Annotated in this window: 25 protein-coding genes; 4 read left to right on the top strand and 21 right to left on the bottom strand. The window is 68.5% G+C overall.

Annotation, left to right across the window (positions count from 1 at the left end):
* Positions 1–5 precede the first annotated feature (5 nt).
* The gene (locus ASC76_RS10020) at positions 6–425 is read right to left on the bottom strand and encodes a hypothetical protein (RefSeq protein ID WP_056465149.1); all 420 of its coding nucleotides are present in this window, start codon (positions 423–425) and stop codon (positions 6–8) included.
* A 55-nt stretch (positions 426–480) separates the two neighbouring features.
* On the opposite strand from ASC76_RS10020, the gene mpl reads away from it, so the two are divergent.
* Both mpl and ASC76_RS10030 read left to right on the top strand, forming a co-directional pair.
* Positions 481–1,845, top strand: a complete 1,365-nt coding sequence (gene mpl / locus ASC76_RS10025; protein ID WP_056465150.1) for a UDP-N-acetylmuramate:L-alanyl-gamma-D-glutamyl-meso-diaminopimelate ligase — start codon at positions 481–483, stop codon at positions 1,843–1,845.
* Between the two features lie 4 nt (positions 1,846–1,849).
* A complete protein-coding gene (locus ASC76_RS10030; RefSeq protein WP_056465151.1) occupies positions 1,850–2,440 on the top strand; it encodes a YqiA/YcfP family alpha/beta fold hydrolase in 591 nt (196 codons plus the stop codon).
* Here ASC76_RS10030 and ASC76_RS10035 read toward each other — a convergent pair.
* The 20 genes from ASC76_RS10035 to ASC76_RS10130 form a co-directional block, all read right to left on the bottom strand.
* Entirely contained in the window at positions 2,430–2,636 is a 207-nt protein-coding gene (locus tag ASC76_RS10035) for a hypothetical protein (RefSeq protein WP_056465152.1), read from the bottom strand. The two genes, ASC76_RS10030 and ASC76_RS10035, sit on opposite strands and share 11 nt — an antisense overlap.
* A gap of 21 nt (positions 2,637–2,657) precedes the next feature.
* Complete coding sequence (locus tag ASC76_RS10040) at positions 2,658–2,843, bottom strand: hypothetical protein (protein WP_056465153.1); 186 nt, start codon at positions 2,841–2,843, stop codon at positions 2,658–2,660.
* Positions 2,844–2,862: 19 nt separating this feature from the next.
* Positions 2,863–3,798, bottom strand: a complete 936-nt coding sequence (lpxC, locus tag ASC76_RS10045) for a UDP-3-O-acyl-N-acetylglucosamine deacetylase (protein WP_056465154.1) — start codon at positions 3,796–3,798, stop codon at positions 2,863–2,865.
* A 43-nt stretch (positions 3,799–3,841) separates the two neighbouring features.
* Positions 3,842–5,047 carry a cell division protein FtsZ gene (ftsZ, locus tag ASC76_RS10050; RefSeq protein ID WP_056465155.1) on the bottom strand — a complete coding sequence of 402 codons (1,206 nt, stop codon included), beginning with the start codon at positions 5,045–5,047 and terminating at the stop codon, positions 3,842–3,844.
* A 170-nt stretch (positions 5,048–5,217) separates the two neighbouring features.
* Positions 5,218–6,447, bottom strand: a complete 1,230-nt coding sequence (ftsA, locus tag ASC76_RS10055) for a cell division protein FtsA (RefSeq protein ID WP_056465156.1) — start codon at positions 6,445–6,447, stop codon at positions 5,218–5,220.
* A 15-nt stretch (positions 6,448–6,462) separates the two neighbouring features.
* Complete coding sequence (locus ASC76_RS10060) at positions 6,463–7,266, bottom strand: cell division protein FtsQ/DivIB (protein ID WP_056465157.1); 804 nt, start codon at positions 7,264–7,266, stop codon at positions 6,463–6,465.
* 7 nt (positions 7,267–7,273) lie between these two features.
* Positions 7,274–8,254, bottom strand: a complete 981-nt coding sequence (locus tag ASC76_RS10065) for a D-alanine--D-alanine ligase (protein WP_056465158.1) — start codon at positions 8,252–8,254, stop codon at positions 7,274–7,276.
* On the bottom strand, positions 8,251–9,258 hold the full coding sequence (locus ASC76_RS10070) for an acyltransferase (RefSeq protein ID WP_056465159.1): 1,008 nt from the start codon (positions 9,256–9,258) through the stop codon (positions 8,251–8,253). Before ASC76_RS10070 ends, ASC76_RS10065 begins: the two co-directional genes overlap by 4 nt.
* Positions 9,255–10,661 (bottom strand): UDP-N-acetylmuramate--L-alanine ligase, encoded by a 1,407-nt coding sequence (gene murC, locus ASC76_RS10075; protein WP_056465160.1) that lies wholly within the window; start codon positions 10,659–10,661, stop codon positions 9,255–9,257. The genes ASC76_RS10070 and murC overlap by 4 nt, the downstream gene beginning before the upstream one ends.
* 79 nt (positions 10,662–10,740) lie before the next feature.
* Entirely contained in the window at positions 10,741–11,814 is a 1,074-nt protein-coding gene (gene murG, locus ASC76_RS10080; RefSeq protein ID WP_056465161.1) for an undecaprenyldiphospho-muramoylpentapeptide beta-N-acetylglucosaminyltransferase, read from the bottom strand.
* The gene (ftsW, locus tag ASC76_RS10085; protein WP_235580402.1) at positions 11,811–13,097 is read right to left on the bottom strand and encodes a putative lipid II flippase FtsW; all 1,287 of its coding nucleotides are present in this window, start codon (positions 13,095–13,097) and stop codon (positions 11,811–11,813) included. The genes murG and ftsW overlap by 4 nt, the downstream gene beginning before the upstream one ends.
* Positions 13,094–14,869: a UDP-N-acetylmuramoyl-L-alanine--D-glutamate ligase gene (gene murD, locus ASC76_RS10090; protein ID WP_056465162.1), complete on the bottom strand. Its 1,776-nt coding sequence runs from the start codon at positions 14,867–14,869 to the stop codon at positions 13,094–13,096. The genes ftsW and murD overlap by 4 nt, the downstream gene beginning before the upstream one ends.
* Before the next feature lie 13 nt (positions 14,870–14,882).
* Positions 14,883–16,061: a phospho-N-acetylmuramoyl-pentapeptide-transferase gene (gene mraY / locus ASC76_RS10095; protein WP_056465163.1), complete on the bottom strand. Its 1,179-nt coding sequence runs from the start codon at positions 16,059–16,061 to the stop codon at positions 14,883–14,885.
* On the bottom strand, positions 16,051–17,433 hold the full coding sequence (murF, locus tag ASC76_RS10100) for a UDP-N-acetylmuramoyl-tripeptide--D-alanyl-D-alanine ligase (protein WP_056465164.1): 1,383 nt from the start codon (positions 17,431–17,433) through the stop codon (positions 16,051–16,053). Before murF ends, mraY begins: the two co-directional genes overlap by 11 nt.
* Entirely contained in the window at positions 17,430–18,941 is a 1,512-nt protein-coding gene (locus tag ASC76_RS10105; protein WP_200947122.1) for a UDP-N-acetylmuramoyl-L-alanyl-D-glutamate--2,6-diaminopimelate ligase, read from the bottom strand. Before ASC76_RS10105 ends, murF begins: the two co-directional genes overlap by 4 nt.
* On the bottom strand, positions 18,941–20,719 hold the full coding sequence (locus tag ASC76_RS10110; protein ID WP_200947158.1) for a penicillin-binding protein 2: 1,779 nt from the start codon (positions 20,717–20,719) through the stop codon (positions 18,941–18,943). The genes ASC76_RS10105 and ASC76_RS10110 overlap by 1 nt, the downstream gene beginning before the upstream one ends.
* A gap of 62 nt (positions 20,720–20,781) precedes the next feature.
* A complete protein-coding gene (gene ftsL, locus ASC76_RS10115; RefSeq protein ID WP_056465165.1) occupies positions 20,782–21,075 on the bottom strand; it encodes a cell division protein FtsL in 294 nt (97 codons plus the stop codon).
* A complete protein-coding gene (gene rsmH / locus ASC76_RS10120; RefSeq protein ID WP_056465166.1) occupies positions 21,072–22,019 on the bottom strand; it encodes a 16S rRNA (cytosine(1402)-N(4))-methyltransferase RsmH in 948 nt (315 codons plus the stop codon). Before rsmH ends, ftsL begins: the two co-directional genes overlap by 4 nt.
* A 12-nt stretch (positions 22,020–22,031) precedes the next feature.
* Entirely contained in the window at positions 22,032–22,472 is a 441-nt protein-coding gene (gene mraZ, locus ASC76_RS10125; RefSeq protein ID WP_200947123.1) for a division/cell wall cluster transcriptional repressor MraZ, read from the bottom strand.
* Between the two features lie 560 nt (positions 22,473–23,032).
* Positions 23,033–23,953, bottom strand: a complete 921-nt coding sequence (locus ASC76_RS10130; protein WP_056465167.1) for an AraC family transcriptional regulator — start codon at positions 23,951–23,953, stop codon at positions 23,033–23,035.
* A 139-nt stretch (positions 23,954–24,092) separates the two neighbouring features.
* Between ASC76_RS10130 and ASC76_RS10135 the strand changes: the two genes are divergently transcribed.
* Both ASC76_RS10135 and ASC76_RS10140 read left to right on the top strand, forming a co-directional pair.
* Positions 24,093–25,055 carry an alpha/beta fold hydrolase gene (locus ASC76_RS10135; RefSeq protein ID WP_056465168.1) on the top strand — a complete coding sequence of 321 codons (963 nt, stop codon included), beginning with the start codon at positions 24,093–24,095 and terminating at the stop codon, positions 25,053–25,055.
* Between the two features lie 267 nt (positions 25,056–25,322).
* The gene (locus tag ASC76_RS10140; protein WP_056465169.1) at positions 25,323–25,886 is read left to right on the top strand and encodes a hypothetical protein; all 564 of its coding nucleotides are present in this window, start codon (positions 25,323–25,325) and stop codon (positions 25,884–25,886) included.
* The last annotated feature ends 44 nt before the right edge of the window (positions 25,887–25,930 follow it).

Consider the following 25,930-nt stretch of genomic DNA (forward strand, 5'->3'; position numbering starts at 1 on the left):
CTCCTTCAGCGGTAGGCGATCCAGCGCCCGCAGATGATGACCGCGAGCCAAAGCCCCAGCGAGAGTGCGGTCTGCGCGCGGGCGATGCCATCGAGCCGCGTCAGGCCGTCGCGCGCATGGAACAGGCCCGCGTTCGCCCCGGCCAGCGTCAGCACGCCCATCTTGATCACGAACGCGCGGTTGGCGATCAGCTCGGCCGCCTGGCTCGAGAACATCAGCGCGCCGCTGAACACCGCCAATCCGAAGCCGCACATCGACACCGTCAACGCCAGCCGCGCGAGCGCCGGAACCGGCAGCGCCCGCGCCGATCCCCAGACCCGCAACTCCAGAAGCACCAGACTTCCGACCAGCAGCGCGATGCCGGTGATGTGCACGACCTCCAGCGCCGGGTAGACGATCGGGTTGCTGGCGATCCAGGACGACATGGGCACCGATTCTGCATGCGTCGGACGCGTCTCGACCCTTCCCTAGAATCCCCCAATGCACATTCACATCCTCGGCATCTGCGGCACCTTCATGGGTGGCCTGGCCGCGCTGGCCCGCGAAGGCGGCCACACCGTCACCGGCTGCGATGCCGGCGTCTACCCGCCGATGAGCGATCAGCTGCGCGCCCTCGGCATCGAGCTGGTCGAGGGCTACGGCGCCGAACAGCTGTCGTTCCAGCCCGACCTGTTCGTGATCGGCAACGTGATCACGCGCGGCAACCCGCTGATGGAGGCGATCCTCGACGCCGGCCTGCCGTACACCAGCGGCCCGCAGTGGCTCGCCGAGCACGTGCTGCAGGGCCGCCATGTGCTGGCCGTCGCCGGCACGCACGGCAAGACCACGACCACCTCGATGCTGGCGTGGGCGCTGGAGAAGGCCGGGCTGCAACCTGGCTTCCTGGTGGGCGGCGTGCCGCTGAACTTCGGCGTGTCCGCTCGCCTCGGCCAGGTCGGACCCGGCGCGCCGTTCGTGATCGAAGCCGACGAGTACGACACCGCGTTCTTCGACAAGCGCAGCAAGTTCGTCCACTACCGGCCGCGCACCGCGATCCTGAACAACCTGGAGTTCGACCACGCCGACATCTTCGACGACCTGGCGGCGATCGAGCGCCAGTTCCACCATCTCGTGCGCACGGTGCCCGCGAAAGGCCGGCTGGTCGTCAACTCCCGCGAGGAGAGCCTGCAGCGCGTGTTGGCGATGGGCTGCTGGAGCGAGGTGACCCGCTTCGGCGCGCGCAAGGAGGCGCCCGGCGCGCTGCGCGCCCGCGGCGAGCCGCACGCGTTCGACGTGCTGCGCGGGAGCCTGAAGATCGCGCGGGTCGAGTGGTCGCTGCTCGGCGAGCACAACCAGCTCAACGCGCTGGCCGCGATCGGTGCCGCCGAGCATATCGGTGTCGCGCCCGAGGTGGCCGCCAAGGCGCTCGCGAGCTTCGAGAACGTGCGGCGCCGGCTGGAGCTGCGCGGCGAGGCGGGCGGCGTCAAGGTCTACGACGACTTCGCGCACCACCCGACCGCCATCCGCACCACCGTGAACGGGCTGCGCCGCAAGGTCGGCGCGCAACGCATCCTCGCGGTGTTCGAGCCGCGCTCGAACACGATGAAGCTCGGCGCGATGAAGGCGCAGCTGCCGTGGTCGCTCGAAGAAGCCGACCTCGCCTTCTGCCACAGCGGTGGCCTGGGCTGGGACGCGGCCCAGGCACTCGCGCCGATGGGGAAGCAGGCGGTCGTCTGCGACACGATCGACGAGCTGGTCAAGCGCGTCGTCGCGGCCGCGCGGCCCGGCGATCACGTGCTGTGCATGAGCAACGGCGGGTTCGGCGGCATTCACCAGACGTTGCTGGACGCGCTGGGCGCGCGTTGAGGCCGTGAGCGCAGCCGTCACGCGACTGCTGTATCTGCACGGCTTTCGCTCGTCGCCGCAGTCCGCGAAGGCGCGGCTGACGGCGGCCTGGGTGGCGCAGCATTTTCCGCTGGTCGAGTGGTGGTGCCCGCAGCTGCCACCCTCACCGCGTGACGCGATGGCGCTGGTGCTCGACCGGGTGAGCGCGTGGCCGGCGGCCACCTCGGGCGTGATCGGCAGCTCGCTGGGCGGCTTCTACGCGACCGCGGTCGCCGAGCGGCTCGGCTGGCGCGCCGCGCTGCTGAACCCGGCCGTCGATCCGGCCCGCGATCTCGCGAAGTACATCGGCGAAACCACCGCTTGGCACAGCCAGGAGCGCTTCTTCTTCCGACCGGAGTTCATCGCCGAACTGCGCGCGATCGCACCGGAGACGCTGACGCGGATGGCGCGCTACCACGCGGTCATTGCTCAGGGCGACGAGGTGCTCAGCTGGGTCGAGATGACCGGGCGCTACGTGGGTTGCGACCTCGCGCTGATCGAGGGCGGCGACCACGCCATCAGCGACTACGCGCGCTACCTGCCCGGCGTGATGGCGTTCTTCGGCCTCACCAGGTGACCAGGGTCCAGATCACGCGGCCCCAGACCTCGACGTTGAACCACAGCAGCAGCGCCATGTAGACGCCGCGCCGCAGCGTGCGGGCGCGATCGAGCCAGACATTGATGTCGAACGCGATGAACAGCACGAAGCTGATCAGTGCACCGCTCGCCAGCAACGCCGCGATCACGCCGATGATCCACCGGAAGATCGTCATCCCCTCGCCTCTCCGTCGCCGTCACACCATCATCGCCAGGCGCTCGAGGATGAGCACCGCAAAGAAACCGAGCGCCGCGATCACCGTCCACTTGACGATGCGCAGCGCGAACACCTTGTAGCGCACTTGCCCGGTGCCCACGAACATGGCCAGGCTCACCAGCCCCGCGGCCAGCAGCAGCAATACGATCCAGCGAAAAATCAGCATCGGAAGGCGGCGGGTCGTCTCACCAGGCGGGGGCGAGCTCGGCCAGACCGGCCGGCGCCTTGCTCGCGTCGTCGAAGCTGACGATCTCGTGGCTGGCCGGATCGGCCAGCACCGCGCGCAGCAGCTTGTTGTTCAGGTCGTGACCGGCGCGGAACGCGGAATAGGCCGCGATCAGCGGATGGCCGACCACCAGCATGTCGCCGATCGCATCGAGCATCTTGTGCTTGACGACCTCGTCGTCGTAGCGCAAGCCGTCGCCGTTCAGCACCTTGTAGTCGTCGATCACCAGCGCGTTGTCCATGCTGCCGCCCAGCGCCAGGCCGCGGGCGCGCATCATCTCCACGTCCTTCGTGAAGCCGAGCGTGCGGGCACGCGCGATCTCCTGCTTGTAGCGGCCCGAGCCCATGTCGAAGCTGACGCGCTGGCCCTGCTGGTCGACGGCCGGGTGGTCGAAGTCGATCTCGAACGTGAGCTTGTAGCCCTCGAACGGATCGAGCCGCGCCCATTTCAGCTGCGGGCCGGCGCCCTCGCGCACTTCGACCGGCTTCAGGATGCGCAGGAAACGCTTCGGCGCGTCCTGCAGTTCGATGCCGGCGCTCTGCAGCAGGAACACGAAGCTCGCCGCCGAGCCGTCGAGAATCGGCACCTCTTCGCCGTTGATGTCGACGATCAGGTTGTCGATGCCCAGCCCCGAACAGGCCGACAGCAGGTGCTCGATCGTCTTGACCTTCGGCGCCCCGGGATCTCCGCCGGCCGACAGCGTGGTCGCCATGCGGGTGTCGGTGATCCACAGCGCGTTGACTCGGATATCCACCGGCTGCGCCAGATCGACCCGGCGGAACACGATCCCGGTGTCCGCCGCCGCGGGGCGCAGCGTGAGTTCCACGCGTTGCCCGCCGTGCAGCCCCACGCCGACCGCGCGGGTCAGGGACTTGAGGGTGCGTTGGGCCAGCATCCGCACGATTTTAGTCGGCACGGCGGATGCTGGCCGCGGCACTTCAATCGGCTTGCTTGCGCAGGAACGCCGGGATCTCGATCTCGTCCATGCCGTTGCTCGCCAGCGCATCGACCTTAGCGGCCGCGGTGCGGCCGTTGCGCCAGACGCTCGGCGTCGTGAGGGCGCTGTAGTCGTGGTGCGGCGAGGCCGTCTGCTGGGTCGCGACGGCGCTTTGCAGGATCGGCAGGTCGTGCGTGCCGGTGCGCTGCGCCGGCATGCTGTGGACCACGCTGATCGGCGTCTGCTGGCGGCGTGCCGGCGACAGGCCGGTGGCGATCACGGTGACGCGCAGCTGATCGCCCAGGCTCTCGTCGTAGGCGGTGCCGTAGATCACGTGCGCGTCGTCGGCTGCGTAGCGGCGGATCGTGTTCATCGCGTTGCGGCTCTCGGCCAGCTTGAAGGTGTTGCGGTTCGCCGCGATCAACACCAGTACGCCGCGCGCACCCGACAGGTCGATGCCCTCGAGCAACGGGCAGGCAACGGCCGCCTCGGCCGCCTTGATCGCGCGGTCCGGACCCGAGGCCTGGGCCGTGCCCATCATCGCCTTGCCCGGCTCGCTCATCACGGTCTTCACGTCCTCGAAGTCGACGTTGACCAGACCCGGCATGTGGATGATGTCGCTGATGCCGCCGACCGCGTTCTTCAGCACGTCGTTGGCGTGCGCGAAGGCCTGGTCCTGGGTGATGTCGTCGCCCAGCACGTCGAGCAGCTTGTCGTTCAGGATCACGATCAGCGAATCGACGTTGGCTTCGAGCTCGGCCAGGCCCGAATCGGCCGCCTTCATCCGGCGGTTGCCCTCGAACTCGAACGGCTTGGTCACGACGCCGACGGTCAGGATGCCCATTTCCTTGGCGACCCGCGCGATCACCGGCGCGGCGCCGGTGCCGGTGCCGCCGCCCATGCCGGCGGTGATGAACAGCATGTGCGAGCCTTCGATTGCCTGGCGGATGCGGTCGACCGCTTCTTCCGCGGCGGCCTTGCCGCACTCGGGCTTCGCGCCCGCGCCGAGGCCGGTGGTGCCGAGCTGGATCAGGTCGTGCGCGGCCGAGCGGTTGAGCGCTTGGGCGTCGGTGTTCGCGCAGACGAACTGCACACCCTGAACGCCCTGCGCGATCATGTGGTCGACCGCGTTGCCGCCGCCGCCGCCGACGCCGATCACCTTGATCTGCGTGCCCATGCTGAACTCTTCAATCATTTCGATGGCCATTTGATTCTCCAATCCTTAAGTGCAGTTGCCGTGTATTCAGAAATCAGTCTTGCGTCTTCGTCACTCTCGTTCTTCTTGTCGTCGAGGCCCGGCGCGCGGTGGCGCCAGGCCGTGGGCGGATTGAACGTGCAGCAACGAGTGGAGGTGCTTCATCGTCGTTCGCCTCTTGGTTAGAAATTTCCCAGGAACCAGTCCTTCAGCCGGCCGAACAGGGTCTTCACCGACCCGGCCTGCTGCGCCGCGCGCTGACCGCGCGAGCGGCCGATCCGCGCTTCTTCCAGCAAGCCCATCACCGTCGCCGAGCGCGGGTTGCTGACCATGTCGTACAGCGCGCCGTGGTAGGTCGGCACGCCCTTGCGCACGGGTTTGAGGAAGATGTCCTCGCCGAGCTCGACCATGCCCGGCATCACCGCCGCGCCGCCGGTGATCACGATGCCGCTGGACAGCAGCTCCTCGTAGCCGCTCTCGCGGATCACCTGGTGCACCAGCGAATAGATCTCCTCGATGCGCGGCTCGATCACGCCGGCCAGCGCCTGGCGGCTCAGCATGCGCGGCGCGCGGTCGCCGAGGCCCGGCACCTCGAGCTGCTCGCTCGGGTCGGCGAGCAGCTGCTTGGCGACGCCGTACTCGACCTTGATCTCCTCGGCGTCCTTGGTCGGCGTGCGCAGCGCCATCGCGATGTCACTGGTGATCAGGTCACCGGCGATCGGGATCACCGCGGTGTGGCGGATCGCGCCGTCGGTGAAGATCGCCACATCGGTGGTGCCGGCACCGATGTCGACGAGGGCCACGCCCAGGTCCTTCTCGTCGTCGGTCAGCACCGCGTGGCTGGACGCGCTCGGGTTCAGCACCAGCTGGTCGACCTCGAGCCCGCAGCGCCGCACGCACTTGACGATGTTCTCGGCCGCGCTTTGCGCGCCGGTGACGATGTGCACCTTGACCTCGAGCCGGCCGCCGCTCATGCCGATCGGCTCCTTGACCTCGTGGCCGTCGATCACGAACTCCTGCGGCTCGACCAGCAGCAGCCGTTGGTCGTTCGGGATGTTGATCGCCTTGGCGGTCTCGACGACGCGGGCCACGTCGACCGGCGTCACTTCCTTGTCGCGCACGATAACCATGCCGGTCGAGTTCTGGCCGCGGATGTGGCTGCCGGTGATGCCGGTGTAGACCCGGGTGATCTTGCAGTCGGCCATCATCTCGGCCTCTTTCAGCGCCTGCTGGATCGACTGCACGGTCGCGTCGATGTTGACGACGACGCCGCGCTTCAACCCGTGCGTCGGCGCGCTGCCCAGGCCGGCGATGCGCAGCTCGCCGCCCGGCATCACCTCGGCGACGACCACCATGATCTTCGCGGTGCCGATGTCGAGGCCGACCACCAGATCCTTGTATTCCTTGGCCATGTATTTCTTCCCCGTTTATTTCTTCTTGGCCGCTTCGACCGACGTCGAGATGCCCTTCAGGCGCACCGCATAGCCGTCGTTGTGGCGCAGGTCGGCGTACAGCAGCGGGTGCTGCGCGTACCGGTTGCGCACCTCGGGCAGCGTGGCGATGAAGCTGCGCGTGCGGGCGATCACCTCGTCCTCGCTGCCGCGGCCGAGTTCGACCTCGGCACCGGTGTCCAGCTCGACCTTCCACGAGCCGCGGCCGGACAGCTCGAGCGTCTCGATCCGCGCGTCCATCGCGGCGAACTCGGGTTGCAGCCGGCCGATCATCTTCAGCATCCGCGCCGACGAACCGTCGGGGCCGCGCAGCGTCGGCAGCGCGTCGTCCTCGACGTCGCCGAGGTTGGCCTCGAACACCTCGCCGTGGGTGTTGACCATCTTGTCGCTCGCCTCGTCGGCATTCGCGCCGCCGATCCAGAACGCGGCCGGCTTGTGCTCCTCGAGCTGGACCGAGAGCCGGTTCGGCCAGACGCGCCGCACGACCGCCTGCCGCACCCACGGGACCGACTCGAACGCGCGCCGCCCGGCCGCCAGGTCCATCGTGAAGAAGTTGCCCGCCAGCTTGGGCGCCGCATTCGCGCGGATCGTCAGCGCGCTGTTGTGCGCCAGGTCGCCGTCGACCCGGATGCTGCGCACCGCGAACACCGGCCGGTGCGCCGCCCACAGCACCGCGACTGCCACGAGCGCCACCACGCCGAAGGTGGCCAGCGCAGCGGCGGTCACGTTCATCAGCCGGATGTCGGCCGGCAGCGGGGTGGGCGTGGCGAGGGTGGCCATCGGTCGTTCAGCGGGTGGCGTCCAGCGCCGCGGTCGAGAGAATCTGCACGCACAGGTCTTCGTAGCTCAACCCGGCAGCCGCGGCCGACTTCGGCACCAGCGAATGCGAGGTCATGCCCGGCGAGGTGTTCATCTCGAGCAGAAAGGCCTTGCGGTCGCTGGCGCGGATCATCAGGTCCGCGCGGCCCCAGCCGCGGCAGCCGAGCGTGCGGTAGGCCTGCACGACGATGCGCTGGATCTCGCGCTCCTCGGCCTCGGGCAGGCCGCTCGGCACGCGGTAGTCGACGACGTCGGTGAAGTACTTGTTCTGGTAGTCGTACGCGCCTTCGGGCGCGACGATCTTGACGACCGGCAGCGCGTGCGCCGCCTCGCCGTGGCCGAGCACCGGGCAGGTCACTTCCTCGCCCTCGATGAACTCCTCGCACAGCACGTCGGCGTCGTACTGCGCGGCGAGTTCGACCGCGCCCTGCATCTGCGAATAGCCGGCGACCTTGGTGATGCCGATCGACGAACCCTCGCGCGGCGGCTTCACGATCAGCGGCAGGCCCAGTTCGTCGGGCACCGTGCGCACCCGCTCGCGGCCGCGCCGTTCGGGCGCGAGCCACACGTAGCGTGGCGTCGGCAGGCCCTCGGCGAGCCAGACGCGCTTGGTCATCACCTTGTCCATCGCGATCGCCGACGCGAGCACGCCCGAGCCGGTGTAAGGGATGCCGAGCAGCTCGAGCGCGCCCTGCAGCGAGCCGTCCTCGCCGTGGCGGCCGTGCAGCGCGATGAAGCAGCGCGCGAAGCCGTCGCGCTTCAATTCGACCAGCTCGCGCTCGGCCGGGTCGAACGGGTGCGCGTCGACGCCTTTCGAACGCAGCGCGGCCAGCACGCCGTTGCCCGACATCAGCGAGATCTCGCGCTCGGCCGAGGTGCCGCCGAGGAGCACAGCGACCTTTCCAAGGTCAGGCACGGCGACCTTGCCGAGGTTTGCGGCGGTGTTCATGCGATTCCTTTCCTCTGGCGCACGCGCACGCGGTCCGACAGGGTCTTGCCGAGTGCAATGCAGCGCGCCTCCAGTTGCGTCGTCGACAGGTGGGCGAGACCGAACGTCACCGCCAACATCAGCGGCCGCTTCAGGTACTTGACGAGCGTGTCACCGCTGGCCAGCCAGGTGGACGTCAAACCGCCGTGGATGACGTACAGCGCATAGGACAGCTTGGCCAGGTACGCGAGCGGCGCACACAGCAAGGCGCGCCCCAGTACCGTGTTCGGATTGAACAGCGTGGTGCCGACGAGCGTTGCGGCCAGGTAAGGCCGCAAGTAGCTGATCGATCCGCCCAGCGGGTGGGCAGAAGCCAGCAGCAGGGCGGCGAGCATGAGCGTGATCGGCCAGGTCACCAGGAAGGATGGCGGGCGCCGTCCACTGTGCAGCCCGAGTGCCAGGATGCCGCCCGCGAGGATCTCGTCGACGCGATACCAGGTCACGATCGAGACGTGCACCCCATCGACGACGCGCAGGATGGTGACGACCAGACACAGCACCGGAATCAGCATCAGCCCGCGTTTGCCCAGCAAACCGACGATCAATGCGATGCCCAGATAGAACTGGACCTCCACGCACAGGCTCCACAGGTGCGCAGTCGGATCGAGCAAGAAGAACGGCGGGTTGTTGGCATAGAAGAGGAAGTGCGCGGCCCAGTGCGCCAGGTCCGTGCCGACGATCGCGAGCGTGATCGCACTGAACACCCAGGCCAGCGGCACGATCCGGAAGAATCGACGGATGAGGAACACGGCGATGTTCTGGTCGCGCAGCAGGAAGGTCGTGATCAGGAAGCCCGACAACGTGAAGAACAGCGCCATGCCGCTGGCCGCCACGGCCTCGTTCATCTGCCAGGCCTTGGGGCTGAGCGGAAACAGGTGGCCGAGCAGCACCAGCGCGATGCTGATGCCGCGCCAGCCGTCGAGCACGCCGTATTCGTGATGTGTCGGCAAGGCGCGCTCGCTCATGAGCGATCTCCTGCTGCGTCGGCCACCTGACCCGCGATCGATCCGATCGAACCGGCGCCCATCGCGATCACGACATCACCGTCCCGGGCCTGCTCGAGCACGGCGCTTGCCATCAGGCCGATCTCGTCCACGAACACCGGATCGACCTTGCCGGCCACGCGCAGCGCGCGCGCCAGCGCCCGGCCATCGGCCGCGACGATCGGCGCCTCGCCGGCCGCGTAGACCTCGGACAGCAGCACCAGATCGGCAGTGCCGAGCACCTTGACGAAGTCCTCGAAGCAGTCGCGCGTCCGTGTGTAGCGGTGCGGCTGGAACGCCAGCACCAGCCGGCGGCCCGGGAACGCGCCGCGCGCGGCGGCGAGCGTCGCGGCCATCTCGACCGGGTGGTGGCCGTAGTCGTCGATCAGCGTGAACGTGCCGCCGTCACTGCTCGGCTGCTCGCCGTAGCGCTGGAAGCGGCGGCCGACGCCGGTGAATTCGGCCAGTCCCTTGACGACCGGCGCGTCGGGCAGTTCGAGTTCGGTCGCCACCGCGATCGCGGCGAGCGCGTTGAGCACGTTGTGGTCACCGGGAAGATTCAGCGTGACGCGCAGGTCCGGCATCTGCACGCCGTTGCGGCGACGCACCGTGAACTGCATCGTGCCCGCGTGCGCCTCGACGTCGACCGCCCGCACCATCGCGTCCTCGCCGAAGCCGTAGGTCACGACCGGGCGCGAGATCATCGGCATGATCGAGCGCACGCCAGCGTCGTCGCTGCACAGGATCGCAGCGCCGTAGAACGGCATGCGGTGGATGAACTCGACGAAGGCCGACTTCAGCTTCGCGAAGTCGTGGCCGTAGGTGTCCATGTGGTCGGCGTCGATGTTCGTGACGACCGCCATCACCGGCAGCAGGTTCAGGAACGAGGCGTCCGATTCGTCCGCTTCGACGACGATGTAGTCGCCCGAGCCGAGGCGCGAGTTCGCGCCGGCCGCGTTCAGCTTGCCGCCGATCACGAAGGTGGGATCGACGCCGGCTTCGGCGAGCACGCTGGTGACCAGCGAGGTGGTCGTCGTCTTGCCGTGCGTGCCGGCGATCGCGATGCCGGACTTCAGTCGCATCAGTTCCGCCAGCATCACCGCGCGCGGCACGACCGGCACGCGCTTCGCGCGTGCGGCGAGCACCTCGGGGTTGCTGGCGCCGACGGCGGTCGATGTGACCACCGCTTCGGCGCCGGCGATGTTCTCCGCCGCATGGCCGATCGCGATGCGGATGCCCAGCGATGCCAGCCGCTGCGTCGTGCCGCTTTCATGCTGGTCCGAACCGGACACGACATAGCCGAGGTTGTGCAGGATCTCGGCAATGCCGCTCATGCCGGCGCCGCCGACCCCGACGAAGTGGATGTGCTTGACGGCGTGCTTCATGCGGCAGTCCCCAAGACGCCGCGAGCCTTCGTCGGGCCTCGTGGGCCATCGACGAAGTGGATGTGCTTGACGGCGTGCTTCATGCGGGCACCAACCCTTCGATCTGATCCGCGACGCGCGCCGCGGCTTTAGGCTTCGCCAGCGCACGCGCCTTGGTCGCCATCGTCAACAGCGCCTCGCGCGTCAGCGTCGACAGCAGATCGGCCAGCTTGCGCGGCGACAGTTCGCTCTGTGGCAGGTGGATGCCCGCGCCCTGACTGGCCAGCCACTGGGCGTTGTCGCGCTGGTGCGAGGTCGTGCTGACGATCAGCGGCACCAGCACCGCCGGGACGCCGGCGGCGCACAGCTCGCTGACGGTCACCGCGCCGGCGCGGCAGACGATCAGGTCGCAATCGGCGAGCTGCGCCGCCATGTCGTCGATGAACGGCAGCACCTGCGCGGCAACCTCCACGCCCGCATATGCCGCCTGCACGCTCGCCAGGTTCGCCTGCCCCGTCTGGTGCGTGACCATCGGGCGCTGCGCCGCGTCGAGCAGTGCCAGCGCCTGCGGCACGCATTCGTTGAGTGCGCGCGCGCCGAGGCTGCCGCCGACCACCAGCACGCGCAATGCGCCCTGGCGATTCGCGTAGCGCTGCGCCGGCGCCGGCAGGGCCTCGATCTCGGCACGCACCGGATTGCCGGTGACGACCGCGTGTTTCGTGCGGTGCGCAGCGTCGCCGTCGAACCCGAACGCGACCGCATCGGCGACCGGCAGCAACGCACGGTTGCTCATCAGCAGCGAGGCGTCGGCATTGACCAGCACCAGCGGCTTGCTCAGCAGCGAGGCCATCAGCCCGCCGGGGAAGCAGACATAGCCGCCCATGCCGAGCACCGCGGTCGTCCGGCGCGCGCGGATGATCCGCAGGCAGCTCCAGAACGCGCCGAGCAGCCGGAAGCCGCCGGTCAGCGTGTGCATCAACCCCTTGCCGCGCAGGCCCGAGAACGTGATCGTGTCGATCGGGATGCCGCTGGGCGGCACGAGCTTGTTTTCCATGCCGGCCGGCGTGCCGAGCCAGCTGACGCTCCAGCCGCGCGCCTGCATCTCGCGCGCGACCGCGAGCCCCGGGATCACATGTCCGCCAGTCCCCGCCGCCATCACGAGCAAGTGCTTCATGCGCGGCCTCCGCGCATCAGTTGCCGGTTCTCGATGTCGATCCGCAGCACGATCGCGAGCGCGACGACGTTCATCACGATGGCCGAGCCGCCATAGCTCATCAGCGGCAGCGTCAGGCCCTTGGTCGGCAGGATCCCGAGGTTCACGCCCATGTTGATGAAGGCCTGCCCGCCCATCCAGATGCCGATGCCCTGCGCGTACAGGCCGGCGAACACGCGGTCGAGCGCGATCGCCTGGCGGCCGATGTGGAACAGCCGGCGGGAGATCCAGAAGAACGCGAAGATCACGCAGGCCACGCCGATGAAGCCGAGCTCCTCGCCGATGACGGCGAGCATGAAGTCGGTGTGGGCCTCCGGCAGGTAGTGCAGCTTCTCGACACTCCCGCCCAGGCCCTGGCCGAAGATCTCGCCGCGGCCGAGCGCGATCAGCGAATGGGTCAGCTGGTAGCCCTTGCCCATCGCGTACTTCGGGTCCCACGGGTTGAGGAACGCCAGGATGCGCTCGGCGCGCCATGGGCTGCTCAGGATCATCAGCACGAACGCGCCAACCAGCACGCCGATGCTCAGGAAGAACATCCGCCCGTTGACGCCGCCGAGGAACAGGATGCCCATCGCGATCACCGCGATCACCATGAACGCGCCCATGTCGGGCTCCGCCAGCAGCAGCAGGCCGATGACACCGAGCGCGACGGCCATCGGCGCCACCGCGCGGACGAACTTCTCCTTGATGTCCATCTTCCGCATCATGTAGCTCGCCGCGTACATCGCGATCGCGACCTTCGCGAGTTCGGAGGGCTGGAAATTCAGCACCCCCAGCGGGATCCAGCGCTTCGCGCCGTTGACGCCCTTGCCGATCCCGGGGATCAGCACGACGATCAGCAGCAGCAGCGACACGACGAAGATCCACGGCGACGCCTTCTCCCAGAAGCTCACGGGAATCTGCACGGTCACCAGCGCGGCGAACAGCGAGACCGCGACGAACAGGATCTGGCGCGACATGAAATACGTCGACGCGTAGCGCGCGAACTTCGGGCTGTCGGGCAGCGCGACGGTCGCGCTGTAGACCATCACGATGCCGAGCGCGAGCAGCGCGATCGTGACCGTCACCAGCGCCTGGTCGAAGCCGAGCAGGCGCGCCGGCGTGCCCGTCTGGCCGACGTTGATCCAGTCGCGCACCGGAATCGGCCGGCCCTCGCGCTTCGCATCGCCGGCTTCGCTGCGCCGGCGCAGCAACGCGCCGAATCGCTCGCGCAGCGACGGCGATTCCTTCATCACGGCGCTCATGCCGCCAGCCCTCCGTGGTCGGCGACGATCGCGTGGACCTCGTTCACGAACACCTCGGCCCGGTGGCCGTAGTTGCGGAACATGTCCAGACTGGCGCAGGCCGGGCTCAGCAGAACGGCGTCGCCGGCATGCGCGCGCTCGAACGACCAGCGCGCGGCCGCTTCCAGCGTGTCGTGGCGCTGCACCGGCACGCCCGCATGGGCCAGCGCGGCCTCGATCGTTGCGGCATCGCGGCCGATGGTCGCGACCGCGCGCGCGTGGCGGCGCACCGGCTCGGCCAGCGGCGCGAAGTCCTGGCCCTTTCCGTCGCCGCCGAGGATCACGACCAGCTTGGCCGGCGCCTTGTCGGCGCCGAGCCCGTTCAGCGCCGCCACGGTTGCGCCCACGTTCGTGCCCTTGCTGTCGTCGTACGCGTCGACTCCGTCGAGCGAAGCGATGTACTGCACGCGGTGCGGCTCGCCGGTGTACTCGCGCAGGCCGTGCAGCATCGGCGCGAGCGGGCAGCCGATCGCGGTGGCGAGCGCGAGCGCGGCCAGCGCGTTCGCGGCGTTGTGGCGGCCGCGCACGCGCAGCGCGTCGGCCGGCATCAGGCGCTGGATCGACAGTTCCTCGGGTTCGGCGAGCGTGCCCTTGCCGCCCTTGCTGCGCTTGAGCGTCTCGTCCAGCTCGCGGGCACGCACCAGCCAGGTCATGCCGTTCTCGTCGATCAGGCCGAAATCGCCGGGCCGCGTCGGCGCGCCGGTGCCGAAGCGCACCACGTGGCGCTCGACGGTCGTCGCGCGCTTGCCTTTCGCGCCCTTGACGATCTCGGGCGCCGGTACCAGTGCCTCGACCATCGGGTCGTCGCGGTTGATCACCATCACCGCCTGCTTGCCGAACACGCGTGCCTTCGACGCGATGTAGTGGGACATCGAGCCGTGCCAGTCCAGGTGGTCCTGCGTGATGTTCAGCACCGCGGCCGCGCTGGGCTCGAAGCCGCGGGCCTCGTCGAGCTGGAAGCTCGACAGCTCGAGCACCCAGACTTCGGGCAGCACCTCGAACACCGGCTCGGCGGGTGGCGGCGGGGCGAGTTCGATCGCCTCGGGTGCATCCTCGTCCGGCAGCGGCGGCGCGGCGGCCGCAGCGTCGTCGACCGGCTCGTCCCCATCGTTCGCCGCGGCGCCGTCGAGGGCCTGCAGGTCCGCGATGTCTTCGGGCGTCACGTCGTCGGCATCGGCCTGCGCCGGCGCGTCGGCGACGAGATGCACCGTCGGGACGGGCTCCAGATCCAGCGCATCGGCCAGCGTCTGCAACATCGTCGGCCCGATGTTGCCCGCCATCGCCACGCGCTTGCCGGTGCGCGCGATCAGCTGCGCGGCCATCGCGGTCGTCGTCGTCTTGCCGTTGGTGCCGGTGATCGCGATCACCTTCGGCGCGTAGCCGCGCTCCGCCTTCAACCGTTGCAGCGCCTGCGCGAACAGCGCGATCTCGCCCTGCACCGGCACGCCCATGTCGGCGGCGCGGTTCAGCGGCGCGGCGATGCGCTCGTCCTGCGGCGACAAGCCGGGGCTCTTCAGCACCAGCTTGACGCCGGTGAACGCGGCGTCCGTCAACGGGCCGCGCACCCACTGCGCAGACGGCACGTGCTCGGCCAGCGCGGCGGCGTTCGCCGGTTGCTCGCGCGAATCCCAGACCCGCACGTCGGCACCGAAGCGCGCGCACCAGCGCGCCATCGCGAGGCCGGATTCGCCGAGGCCGAGCACGAGAACGGTCGTGTCCTTGAGGTAGTCCATCTTCAGCGCGGCTTCAGCGAAGTTTGAGGCTCGCCAGGCCGATCAGGCACAGCAGCATCGTGACGATCCAGAACCGCACGACGACCTGCGTCTCCTTCCAGCCCGATTTCTCGAAGTGGTGGTGCAGCGGCGCCATCTTCAGGATGCGCCGGCCGGTGCCGTAGCGCTTCTTGGTGTACTTGAACCAGCTCACCTGCAGCATCACCGACAGCGCCTCGGCGACGAACACGCCGCCCATGATCCCGAGCACGATCTCCTGGCGCGTGATCACCGCGATCGTGCCCAACGCTCCTCCAAGAGACAACGCGCCCACGTCGCCCATGAACACCTGCGCCGGGTGCGTGTTGAACCACAGGAAGGCCAGGCCCGCGCCGGCCAGCGCGGCGCAGAAGATCAGCAGTTCGCCGGCGCCCGGGATGTACGGGAACAGCAGGTACTTGCTGTAGACCGAACTGCCGGTGATGTACGCGAAGATGCCGAGCGCCGAGCCGACCATCACGACCGGCATGATCGCCAGGCCGTCGAGCCCGTCGGTCAGGTTGACCGCGTTGCTCGCGCCGACGATCACGAAGTAGGTCAGGCCGATGAAGCCGAACACGCCGAGCGGGTAGCTGATGGTCTTGAAGAACGGCACCATCAGGTCGGCCTTGGGCGGCAGCTCGTTCGCGAAGCCGCTCTGCACCCAGCGGATGAAGAGTTCGAGTACGCGCAGGTTCGAGGTCTCGCTGACCGAGAACGCGAGGTAGAGCGCCGCGACCAGCCCGATCACCGACTGCCAGAAATACTTCTCGCCCGAGGGCATGCCCTCCGGGTTTTTCTGCACCACCTTGCGCCAGTCGTCGACCCAGCCGATCGCGCCGAAGCCGACCGTCACCAGCATCACGATCCAGACGAAACGGTTGGTCCAGTCGAACCACAGCAGCGTCGAGACGCCGATGCCGATCAGGATGAGCACGCCGCCCATCGTCGGCGTCCCGCTCTTCGCCAGATGCGATTCGACGCCGTAGGCGCGCACCGGCTGGCCGATCTTCAGCGACGTGAGCCGCGCGATCACCCACGGCCCGAACGCCAGGCCGATCAGCATCGAGGTCATCGCCGCCATCACCGCGCGGAAGGTCAGGTACTGGAACACGCGGAAGAAGCCGAACTCCGGCGACAGCGTCTGCAGCCAGTTGGCCAGGCTAAGCAGCATGGGATTCTCCGGCCGCGAGCAGCGCTGCGACGACCTGTTCTGTCTTCATGAAGCGCGAGCCCTTGACGACGACCGCCGCGCAGGCCGGGGCCTGGGGCAGCGCGGCGAGCAGGCTCGCCATGTCGTCGAAATGGCGCGCGCCGGGGAATGCCGCCGCGGCGTGCGTGCTGGCGCTGCCGACGGTCCACAGCGCGTCGATGCCGCGCGCCTTCGCGAACGCGCCGACCTCGGTGTGGAACGCCGGGCCGTTGTCGCCGACCTCGCCCATGTCACCGAGCACCAGCCAGCGCGGGCCGGGCAGCGACGCGAGCACCTCGATCGCGGCCCGCACCGAGTCCGGGTTGGCGTTGTAGGTGTCGTCGATCAGCGTGACCGACTGGCTGCCGCGCTGGAAGCGCTTGACCTGCGAGCGGCCCTTGACCGGCGCGAAGGCTTCGAGCCCGCGGCGGATCGCCTCGAGCGTGCACCCGGCGGCCAGCGCGCAGGCGGTGGCGGCGAGCGCGTTCTTCACGTTGTGCCAGCCGGCGACTTGCAGCTGAATCGTGGATGCGCCGGCCGGCGTCTGCAACAGCAACGCCCAGTGATCGCCCACCCACTCCGCATGGCAGGTCACATCGGCCGCGCCCTCGAGCGCGAAGGTCAACGTCGGCCGGTTGCCGGCGAGCCGATGCCAGATCGGCGCGTGTTCGTCGTCGGCCGGGAACACCGCGGTGCCGGACGCACCGAGCGCCGCGATCACCGCGCCGTTCTCGTGCGCGACCGCCTCGACGCTGGCCATGAACTCCTGGTGTTCGCGCTGCGCGTTGTTGACCAGGGCGACGGTCGGCGCGGTCAGCGCGGCCAGCGCGGCGATCTCGCCGGGGTGATTCATGCCGAGCTCGACGACGCCGGCGCGGTGCCACGCGACGTCGTCCTGGCGCAGCCGCAGCAGCGTCAGCGGCACGCCGATGTGGTTGTTCAGGTTGCCGGCGGTCGCGAACGCCGCGTCGCCGAGCCAGGCGCGCAGGATGGACGCGATCATCTGCGTGACCGTGGTCTTGCCGTTGCTGCCGGTGACGGCGATCAGCGGCAGGTGGAAGCGCTGGCGCCAGGCGTGCGCGAGCGCCGTCAGCGCGGCTTGCGTGTCGGCGACCTGCAGGCCCGGCAGCCCGGCCTCGGCCAGACCGCGCTCGGCCAGCGCCGCCGCCGCGCCGCTCGCCTTCGCCTGCGCGAGGAAATCGTGCGCGTCGAAGTTCTCGCCCCTGAGCGCGACGAACAGATCGCCCGGCTGCAGGCTGCGGGTGTCGCTGTGCACGCGCAGCACTTCGATCGCGCCATCGCCGACCAGCGTCGACGCCGGCAGCAGCGCTTGGGCCTGTGCAAGCGTCATCATGCGGCGGCCCCCTGGCGCACGCGCAGCGCGGCGCCCGCCTCTTCCACATCCGAGAAGTGGTGCTTGACGCCCTTGATTTCCTGATAGTCCTCGTGGCCCTTGCCGGCGACCAGGATCACGTCGCGCGGCCCCGCATTGCGCACGGCGTGCGCGATCGCCGCGCGGCGGTCCTCGATGACCTTGACGCGCTCCTGCGAGCCGGCCAGCCCGGCAACGATCTGCAGCAGGATGAAGGCCGGCGCCTCGTTGCGCGGGTTGTCGCTGGTGATCACGACCTGCTGCGCCAGCCGCTGCGCGAGCGCGCCCATCAGCGGCCGCTTGCCCGCGTCGCGGTTGCCGCCGCAACCGAACACGCACCACAGCAGCCCGCCGCGCTCGGCCGCGAACGGCTGCAGCGCGAGCAGCGCCTTCTCCAGCGCATCGGGCGTGTGGGCGTAGTCGACGACGACCTGCGGGCCGGCCGCGTCGGAAGCGACGCGCTGCATGCGCCCCGGCACCGGCGTCAGCAGCGCACACGCGGCTGCGGCGTCGACCAGCGACACGCCGCACGCGCGCAGCCCGCCGATCGTCACCAGCAGGTTCTCGGCGTTGTAGCTGCCGATCATCTGCGTCTTCACGGCCACGGTCGCGTCGTTCTCGCGCAGGTCGAAGCACAGGCCGCCGGCGTCGTAGCCGACGTTCGAGGCGCGCAGCCGCGCGGGGCCGGTCGCCGAGCACGTCCACAGATCGATGGCGCCGCCGCTCAGCGACCGCGCGATCTGCGCGCCGTGCGCGTCGTCGATGTTGACGACCGCGGCGCGCAGGCCGGGCCAGGCGAACAGCGCCGTCTTGGCGTCGCGGTACGCGTCCATCGAGCCGTGGTAGTCGAGGTGGTCGAGCGTCAGGTTGGTGAACAGCGCGACATCGATCTGCGTGCCGGCGAGGCGATGCTCCTGCAGGCCGATCGAGGTGGCTTCGATCGCGCAGGCTTTGAGGCCCGCGTCGGCGAAGCGCTTGAACCCCGCCTGCACCGTGACCGGGCCCGGCGTCGTCATGCCGGTGAAGTCCATCGCGGCGGGTTGCAGCGGCGACGGCGGCTCGCCGACGCCGAGCGTGCCGATCACGCCGCAGCGCCGGCCCACCGAGCTGAGCGCCTGCGCCACCCACCACGCGGTGGAGGTCTTGCCGTTGGTGCCGGTCACCGCGACCACGTCGAGCTGCGCGCTCGGCGTGCCCATGAAGGCGCTCGCGAGCGGGCCCGTGGCCGCCTTCAGGCCGTGCAACGCGGCGACTTCGGCGCGGTCGAGCCCGTCGAACGACTCGGCGCCCTCGGCCTCGACCAGGCACGCGCTCGCGCCGGCGCTCAGCGCCTGCGGCACGAACTGGCGACCGTCGACCGCGTAACCGGGCCACGCGATGAACGCATCGCCCGCGGCGACCTGCCGGCTGTCGGTCGCGAGCGTGCGCACGCCGCGTTCGGCGAGCCAGACCAGCGCGGCGTCGATCGAGGCGAGTTGGCGCAGCGCCATCAGAAGCTCTCCTCCTCGGCCGGTACATCCTTCGCGATGATCTGGGTCTTCACGTCCAGATCGGGCTGCACGTTCAGCGTGCGCAGCGTCTGCTGCACGAGATCGCTGAACACCGGGGCGGCCACGTCGCCGCCGTACCACTTGCCGTTGCTCGGCTCGTCGACCATCACCGCGACGATGATGCGCGGGTTGCTGATCGGCGCCAGGCCGACGAACCAGGAGCGGTACTTCTTGACCGCGTAGCCCTTGCCCTCCTGCTTGTACGCGGTGCCCGACTTGCCGCCGACCGAGTAGCCGATGGTCTGCGCCTTCGGTGCGGTGCCGCCCGGCAGCGTGACCAGCGCGAGCATCTCGCGCACCGTCTTCGCGGTGTGGGGCGAGATCACGCGCAGGCCGCTGACCCGCGCGTCCTCGCCGACCGCGGTGCTCTTGGTCAGCGTGACCGGGATCATCTCGCCGTCGTGCGCGAACACGGTGTAGGCGTGGGCGATCTGGAACAGCGAGGCCGACAGACCGTAGCCGTAGCTCATCGTCGCCTGCTCGACCGGGCGCCAGGTCTTGTAGGCCCGCAGCCGCCCGGTCACCGCGCCCGGGAAACCGAGCTGCGGCTTCTGGCCGAAGCCGACCTGGGTGTAAAGCTCCCACATCTCGCGCGGCTGGAACATCAGGCCCATCCGCATCGAGCCGATGTTGCTCGATTTCTGGATCACCTGCGAGACCGTCAGGTCGCCGTGCGGGTGCGAATCGCTGATCACGAAGCCGCCCATCGCGACCCGGCCCGGCGCGGTGTGGATCAGCGTCTCGGGCTTGACGCGGTTGGTCTCCAGCGCCCAGGCGGCGATGAAGGGCTTGACGGTCGAGCCGGGCTCGAAGGTGTCGGTCAGCGCGCGGTTGCGCAGCTGCGCGCCGGTCAGGTTGCGGCGGTCGCCCGGCGTGTAGCTCGGGAAGTTGGCCAGCGCCAGCACCTCGCCACTGCGCGCATCGAGCACCACCACGCTGCCGGCCTTGGCCTTGTTCTCGGCCACGGCGTCGCGGATGCGCTGGTAGGCGAAGAACTGGACCTTGGAGTCGATGCTCAGGTCGATGTCGCGGCCGTCGACCGGCACGACGCTGTCGCCGATGTCCTCGACGACGCGGCCGAGCCGGTCCTTGATGACGCGGCGCGTGCCGGCCCGGCCGAGCAGGTCTTTCTCGTGCGCGAGCTCGATGCCTTCCTGGCCGTGGTCTTCCACGTTCGTGAAGCCGACGACGTGCGTGGCGGCTTCGCCTTCCGGGTACTTGCGCTTGTATTCACGCACCTGGTGCACGCCCTTCAGGCCGAGCGCGAGCACGTCCTTGGCGACCTGGTCGTCGGCCTGGCGGCGCAGCCAGACGAAGTTCTGGTTGTCGTCGAGCTTGTCGGCGAGCTCCTTGCTCGTCATGCCGAGCAGGCGCGCGAGCTGCTTGCGTTGCGCCGGGTCGGCGTCCAGGTCCTTCGGGATGGCCCACAGCGAGGCCGCCGGCACGCTCGACGCCAGGATCAACCCATTGCGGTCGAGGATGCGGCCGCGGCTGGCCGGCAGCTCGAGCGTGCGCGCGTAGCGGATCTCGCCCTGGCGCTGGAAGAACTCGGTGCCGATCACCTGCACGTAGAGCGCGCGGCCGAGCAGGCCGCAAAAGCTCAGGCCGACCACCGCGACCAGGAACTTGGAGCGCCACGGCGGCGTCTTCGAGGCCAGCAGCGGGCTGGTCGAGTAGGTGACCGCGCGCACGTTGGCGCCGGTCCCGCGCGCCTGCACGCTGCCGCGGCGCGCGCCGCCGGCCTTGCCGGACGGGGCTCCCTTGATCTTGTCGAGCCAGCTCACTTGGCCTCCCCCGCCGCGCTCGCCGGGAGCGCGCGGCTGATGTATTGCGTGACGGCCGGCGTCGCGGTGCGCATCGCCAGCTTGTCGCGCGCGGTCTTCTCGACCCGCAGCGGCGTGGCCTGCGACTGCTTGTCGGACTTCAGGCGCTCGAACTCGTTGTCCAGCAGCCGCTCCTCGCTGCGCGCCCGGTCGAGCTCGGCGAACAAGCGGCGCGATTCGTGCGAGACGTGGACGAGGTAGACCGAGCTGCAGATCAGCGCGATCAGCAACAACACGTTGAGCCGCGTCATGCCGCCACCTCGGTCCGTTCGGCGACGCGCATCACCGCCGAACGCGCGCGCGGGTTGGCGCGCACCTCGTCATCGCCGGGCTTGACGCGGCCGAGCGCGTTCAGCCGCATCGCCTTCGGTTCCGCGAACGGGGCGCGGCGGTCGAACACGTGCTTGCTCTCGCGCGCGATGAAGGTCTTGACGATCCGGTCTTCCAGAGAATGGAAGCTGATCACGACCAGCCGGCCGCCCGGGGCCAGCAGGTCGATCGCCGCACTCAGGCCTTGTTCGAGCTCCTCAAGCTCGGCGTTGACGAAAATCCGAAGAGCTTGAAATGTGCGCGTTGCAGGGTTCTGGCCCGCTTCGCGGGTCTTGACCGCACCAGCCACGACACTGGAAAGCTCCCCTGTGGTTCGAACAGGGTTCCCGCTTTCGCGCCGAGCAACAAGCGCCTTTGCAACCTGTAGAGCAAACCGTTCTTCCCCATAGTCACGTATCACCTCCGTCAGTTGGCGCACGTCGGCGCGGGAAAGGAAATCCGCCGCGCTCTCGCCGCGGGTCGTGTCCATGCGCATGTCCAGGGGCCCGTCGAAGCGGAAGCTGAAGCCGCGCTCGGGGTCGTCGATCTGCGGCGACGAGACGCCCAGGTCGAGCAGCAGCCCGTCGACCTTGTCGATGCCCAGCGCCGCCAGCGTGGGCACCATGTGTGCAAAAGAGGTGTGATGAATGGAAAAACGCGGGTCAGTCACCCGCGTTTCGCCTGAGGTCGCTGCCGCAATGGCATCGAGGTCCCGGTCGATCGCCACCAACCTTCCCTTCGGCGACAGGCGCGACAGCAGCAGCCGGGAATGCCCGCCGCGGCCGTAGGTGCCGTCGACGTAGATGCCGTCCGGCGAGGTGACGAGCGCGTCCACCGCTTCGTTCAGCAGCACGGTCGTGTGCGGGCGGGCGCCTTCGGGGTTCATGCAGCTGGACGGTCAGAAGCTGAAGCTCTTCAGCGACTCGGGCATCTCGGACTGCATGACCTTGGCTTCGTGTTCGGCGTGGCGCGCGGCGTCCCACAGCTCGAAGTGGCTGCCCATGCCGATCAGCATCACATCGCGCACCAGGCCGGCCGACTGGCGCAGCTCGGGCGCGATCAGCACGCGGTTGGAGCCGTCGATCTCGACGTCCATCGCGTTGCCGAGGAACACCCGCTTCCAGCCCGCCGCTTCCATCGGCAGCGCCGAGACCTTGTCGCGGAAGGTTTCCCACGCCGGGCGCGGAAAGATCATCAGCGAGCCCTCGGGGTGCTTCGTGATCGTCAGCTGGTTGCAGCCCATCGCGGTCAGCAGCTCGCGGTGACGCGCCGGCACGGCAATTCGCCCCTTGCCGTCCAACGTCAGAGCCGCCGGCCCCTGAAACACGATGTTTGCCACAAAAACCCAGAAAAGTGCACCTTGCGCTACTTTAACGGATTGCCGAGCCACCGGTCAACGAAATCAAAAGAAAAGTCAATCGAATCAAAGACTTAGCGCTGGTTTGAAACACAGCTTGAGGTCTAAAAGGTGTTCAAAAACAAAGACCTGCGCCGGGCTGTGAAAGTGATGGGTGAGCTTGAGGGCGCTGACGTAACCACGTGAGGCGGCAACTGGCTAGGTCAACGAATAGCGCGAACCCGCCAAACAAAGCCTGAACTATCAGCGTTAAGCGTGAACTGCACGGACATTGACAACGAAATGGCGAACCCGAACCTCACTTGCTGAGAAGCTCGTACTCGACCGAAGGGCGGCGATACATCCTTACACGCTCTCTACCTCAGTTGCACCAGCGTGAATCGCCCCCCTGGACAGGTGGATCAGGACGTAGGCCGCAGGTATGAAAAGTTATAGTGGGTTCCTATAATTCTTCGACCCGTGGCCGCAGCTTTCTGTAATGCGGTTACGGCTAACGGGATTTCACAACGCTAGCGGCGAACAAACCGGTCGTACCGAAGTTTCTAGGTGAGCGACACCCGCTTGACGGATCGATCGCGGCGCGCAAAGTGCGCGGGCGGCTGGCCGACATGGCGAGTGAATGCGACGCTGAACGCGCTGGCCGAGCCGTACCCGACACGCGCTGCGACGTCGGCGACCGTCGCGCCGTCGCGGCTGAGCAGGCGCTTCGCGAGTGCGATGCGCCACCCAAGCAGGTAGTCCATCGGCGTCACGCCCACCAGTCGGCTGAACCGGGCGAAGAACGCCGACCGGGACATTGCGGCCTCGCGCGCGAGTTCAGCGACGGTCCACGATACGGTCGGCTGCTCGTGCATCCGCCGAATCGCCACCGCCAGCCGCTCGTCGGCGAGGCCACGGACGAGGCCGGGCGAGGCCGCGTGCCCCGGCGCCGAGCGAAGCGCCTCGATCAGCAGCACGTCCAGCAGGCGGGATAGCACGACGTTGCGCGCCGGGCGCTGGGCACGGAACTCGGCGTGGACGAGCGACACGAGCGTGGTGAGCGTCGGCTCACCGCGCACGTGCACGAGCTGCGGCAGCAGCGATACCAGCAGCCGCGCGTCCGGAGACGCGAACATGCAGTAGCCGACCAGCATCCGCACGTCGGGCGGCGCGTCCGGGTCGCCGTGCCGGATCTCGCCGTCGGGGCGGAAGACGTAGGCCGTTTCCTCGTCGTCCGCCGGCGGCTCGAGGCTCGACACCGAGAAGTCGAATGCGGCCGGAACGAGGACGAAGTCACCCTGCTCCAGCGCCAGGGGCTCGTGCCCATCGACCGTCAGCCGCGTCGCGCCCGCGACGATGGCGCAGAAGAACGGGCGGCCTGCCTCGGCGCGACGCGCCCGCCACCGCCCGGCGGCCGTGGCCACCTTGGCAAACGGCGCACTGGGGCGGAGCAGCGTGACGACCTCGGCCAGTGGATCGACCATTCCTGTACGTTCAAACATGAAAGGCGGACTATGCATTGTATTCAGTCCTGCGCTTGGGCCGTATGGTTCACGTGTTTGATGAGCGCACCGCCGATCGGCAGTGCGAGCCAACCGATCCCAACCTCAGGAGAACCGTCTCATGCCTACGCCCATCTCGCCCGTGAGTGTCATCCCGTCCGTCGAGCCGGTGCCCGTCGTCTCCGTCGGCCCGATCGTCCTGCCCGCGCCGGGCCGCGCCGTCGCACTGCAGGTGCGCGTGTCTGCGCCGGTGACCGGTCGCGATCTCCCGATCGTGCTGCTCTCCCACGGACACGGCTCGTCGAACAACCTGTCGTCGCTGAACGGGTACGGGCCGCTCGCTAACTACTGGGCAGCCCGCGGCTTCGTCGTCATTCAGCCAACACACCTGTCGTCGGCCACCCTGCGCGGCGTCGTCGACCCGAACGGACCCGAAGGAGCGCTGTTCTGGCGCTCTCGCGCCGAGGACATGACGCGCCTCCTGGATGCGCTCGATGCTATCGAGGAGGCAGTCCCGGGGCTGCGCGGGCGGGTGGATCGGGCCCGGGTCGCCGTGGCCGGGCATTCGCTCGGCGGCATGACGGCAGGCATGCTGCTCGGCCAGCGAGTTACCGACGCCGACGGTCAGGTGGTCGAACTGCGCGACCCTCGGATCGTCGCCGGCGTCATCATCGCCGGGCCGGGCAACCCGACGTATCTGACCGGGGCCGCGCGGGACCGCTATCCGGTCCTGCGCACGCTCGACTTCTCAGCGATGACCGCACCCGCCCTCGTCGTCGTCGGCGATCGGGACGTCAACCCGATGTTCTCCGACCAGGCGGCGTACCGGGCCGGCGCATACACCCTGAGCCCCGGCCCCAAACACCTGCTCACTGTGTTCGGGGGCGAGCACATCCTCGGCGGGATCTCCGGCTACGACGCGGCAGAGACGACCGACGAAAGCCCGGCGCGCGTGGAGGCGGTGGCGGAGCTGACCTGGGCCTACCTGCGCACGGCGCTCAATCCGGCAGACCCGACGTGGCCGGCCGCGTGCGTCGCGCTGCGCGACGCGCTGAGCCCGTTAGCAAGCGTCGACGCCAAGTGACGCGCGCCGTCCGCAGCGGAAGGTCGTTGTGCCCCCTGCTGCGGGGGGCAGTCCCCGCACGGATCTCAACGGCCGCTTCGGGACGGCGAGTTCAGGGCCGCGGATGTTGGTTCAGGGTCGGGAGCGGTCCATGCATGTGTTGCAGGTCACGGCCACTACCGGTCAGCTGCGAATGTCCGGTCCGGGGGTAGGCATGTGGGCATCTGTGGGCAGCTAGGCGATCTGCCGATCGACTAGCATGCTTACTTCAATGAACCAAAAAGCGACATGCCGTCACCTGCAACTCAGTATTCCATCGTGCATCACAAGCACGTCTACGCCAAGTGGTGCGCCGCCGCTGCGTATGGTCGGGGGTTGTCTGGCGGTGGTAACTCTTTGGCATTCAAGTTGATAGAGGCAAGTGACCTAGACGAGGTAATCGGGCCAGAGCACATCGGCCAAGACGTCGATGCATGGCAGATGAGCTTCATGAAGAAGATCGAAGCCGAGGCTGCGCGCTTGAATATTGCTGATTTCTCGTTTGGCCGTGCCCAGAAGCTAGTCAACATTTATTTGAAAACGGTGCTCGTCTGCGGTGGCCATCACCAAGATCCGCGCGTGGCCTTGCTTCATCCTCCGTTGGACTTTGAGCTGTTCAAAGGCCTCCGCCGTTTCCTTTCAAAAAACCGTGCAACGCTTAGAGAGGCGCGTTTGGCGTTTATTGCGGCGCAAAGGAGCAACCCGCGATGGACTACGTTCTCTGAGGCTGACTATTTAGCGCATATAAAAGCGATCAAGTTGCTAATGGCAGGTAAGCCTCTCTACCAAGTCGAAGAACACTGGGACCTCTGAGTTTGGCTGCTATCGATTTCGCGGACACCGAGCCTGGTTCTGGC

Source organism: Rhizobacter sp. Root404 (genome assembly GCF_001425865.1).
Taxonomy (GTDB): Bacteria; Pseudomonadota; Gammaproteobacteria; order Burkholderiales; family Burkholderiaceae_C; genus LMDS01.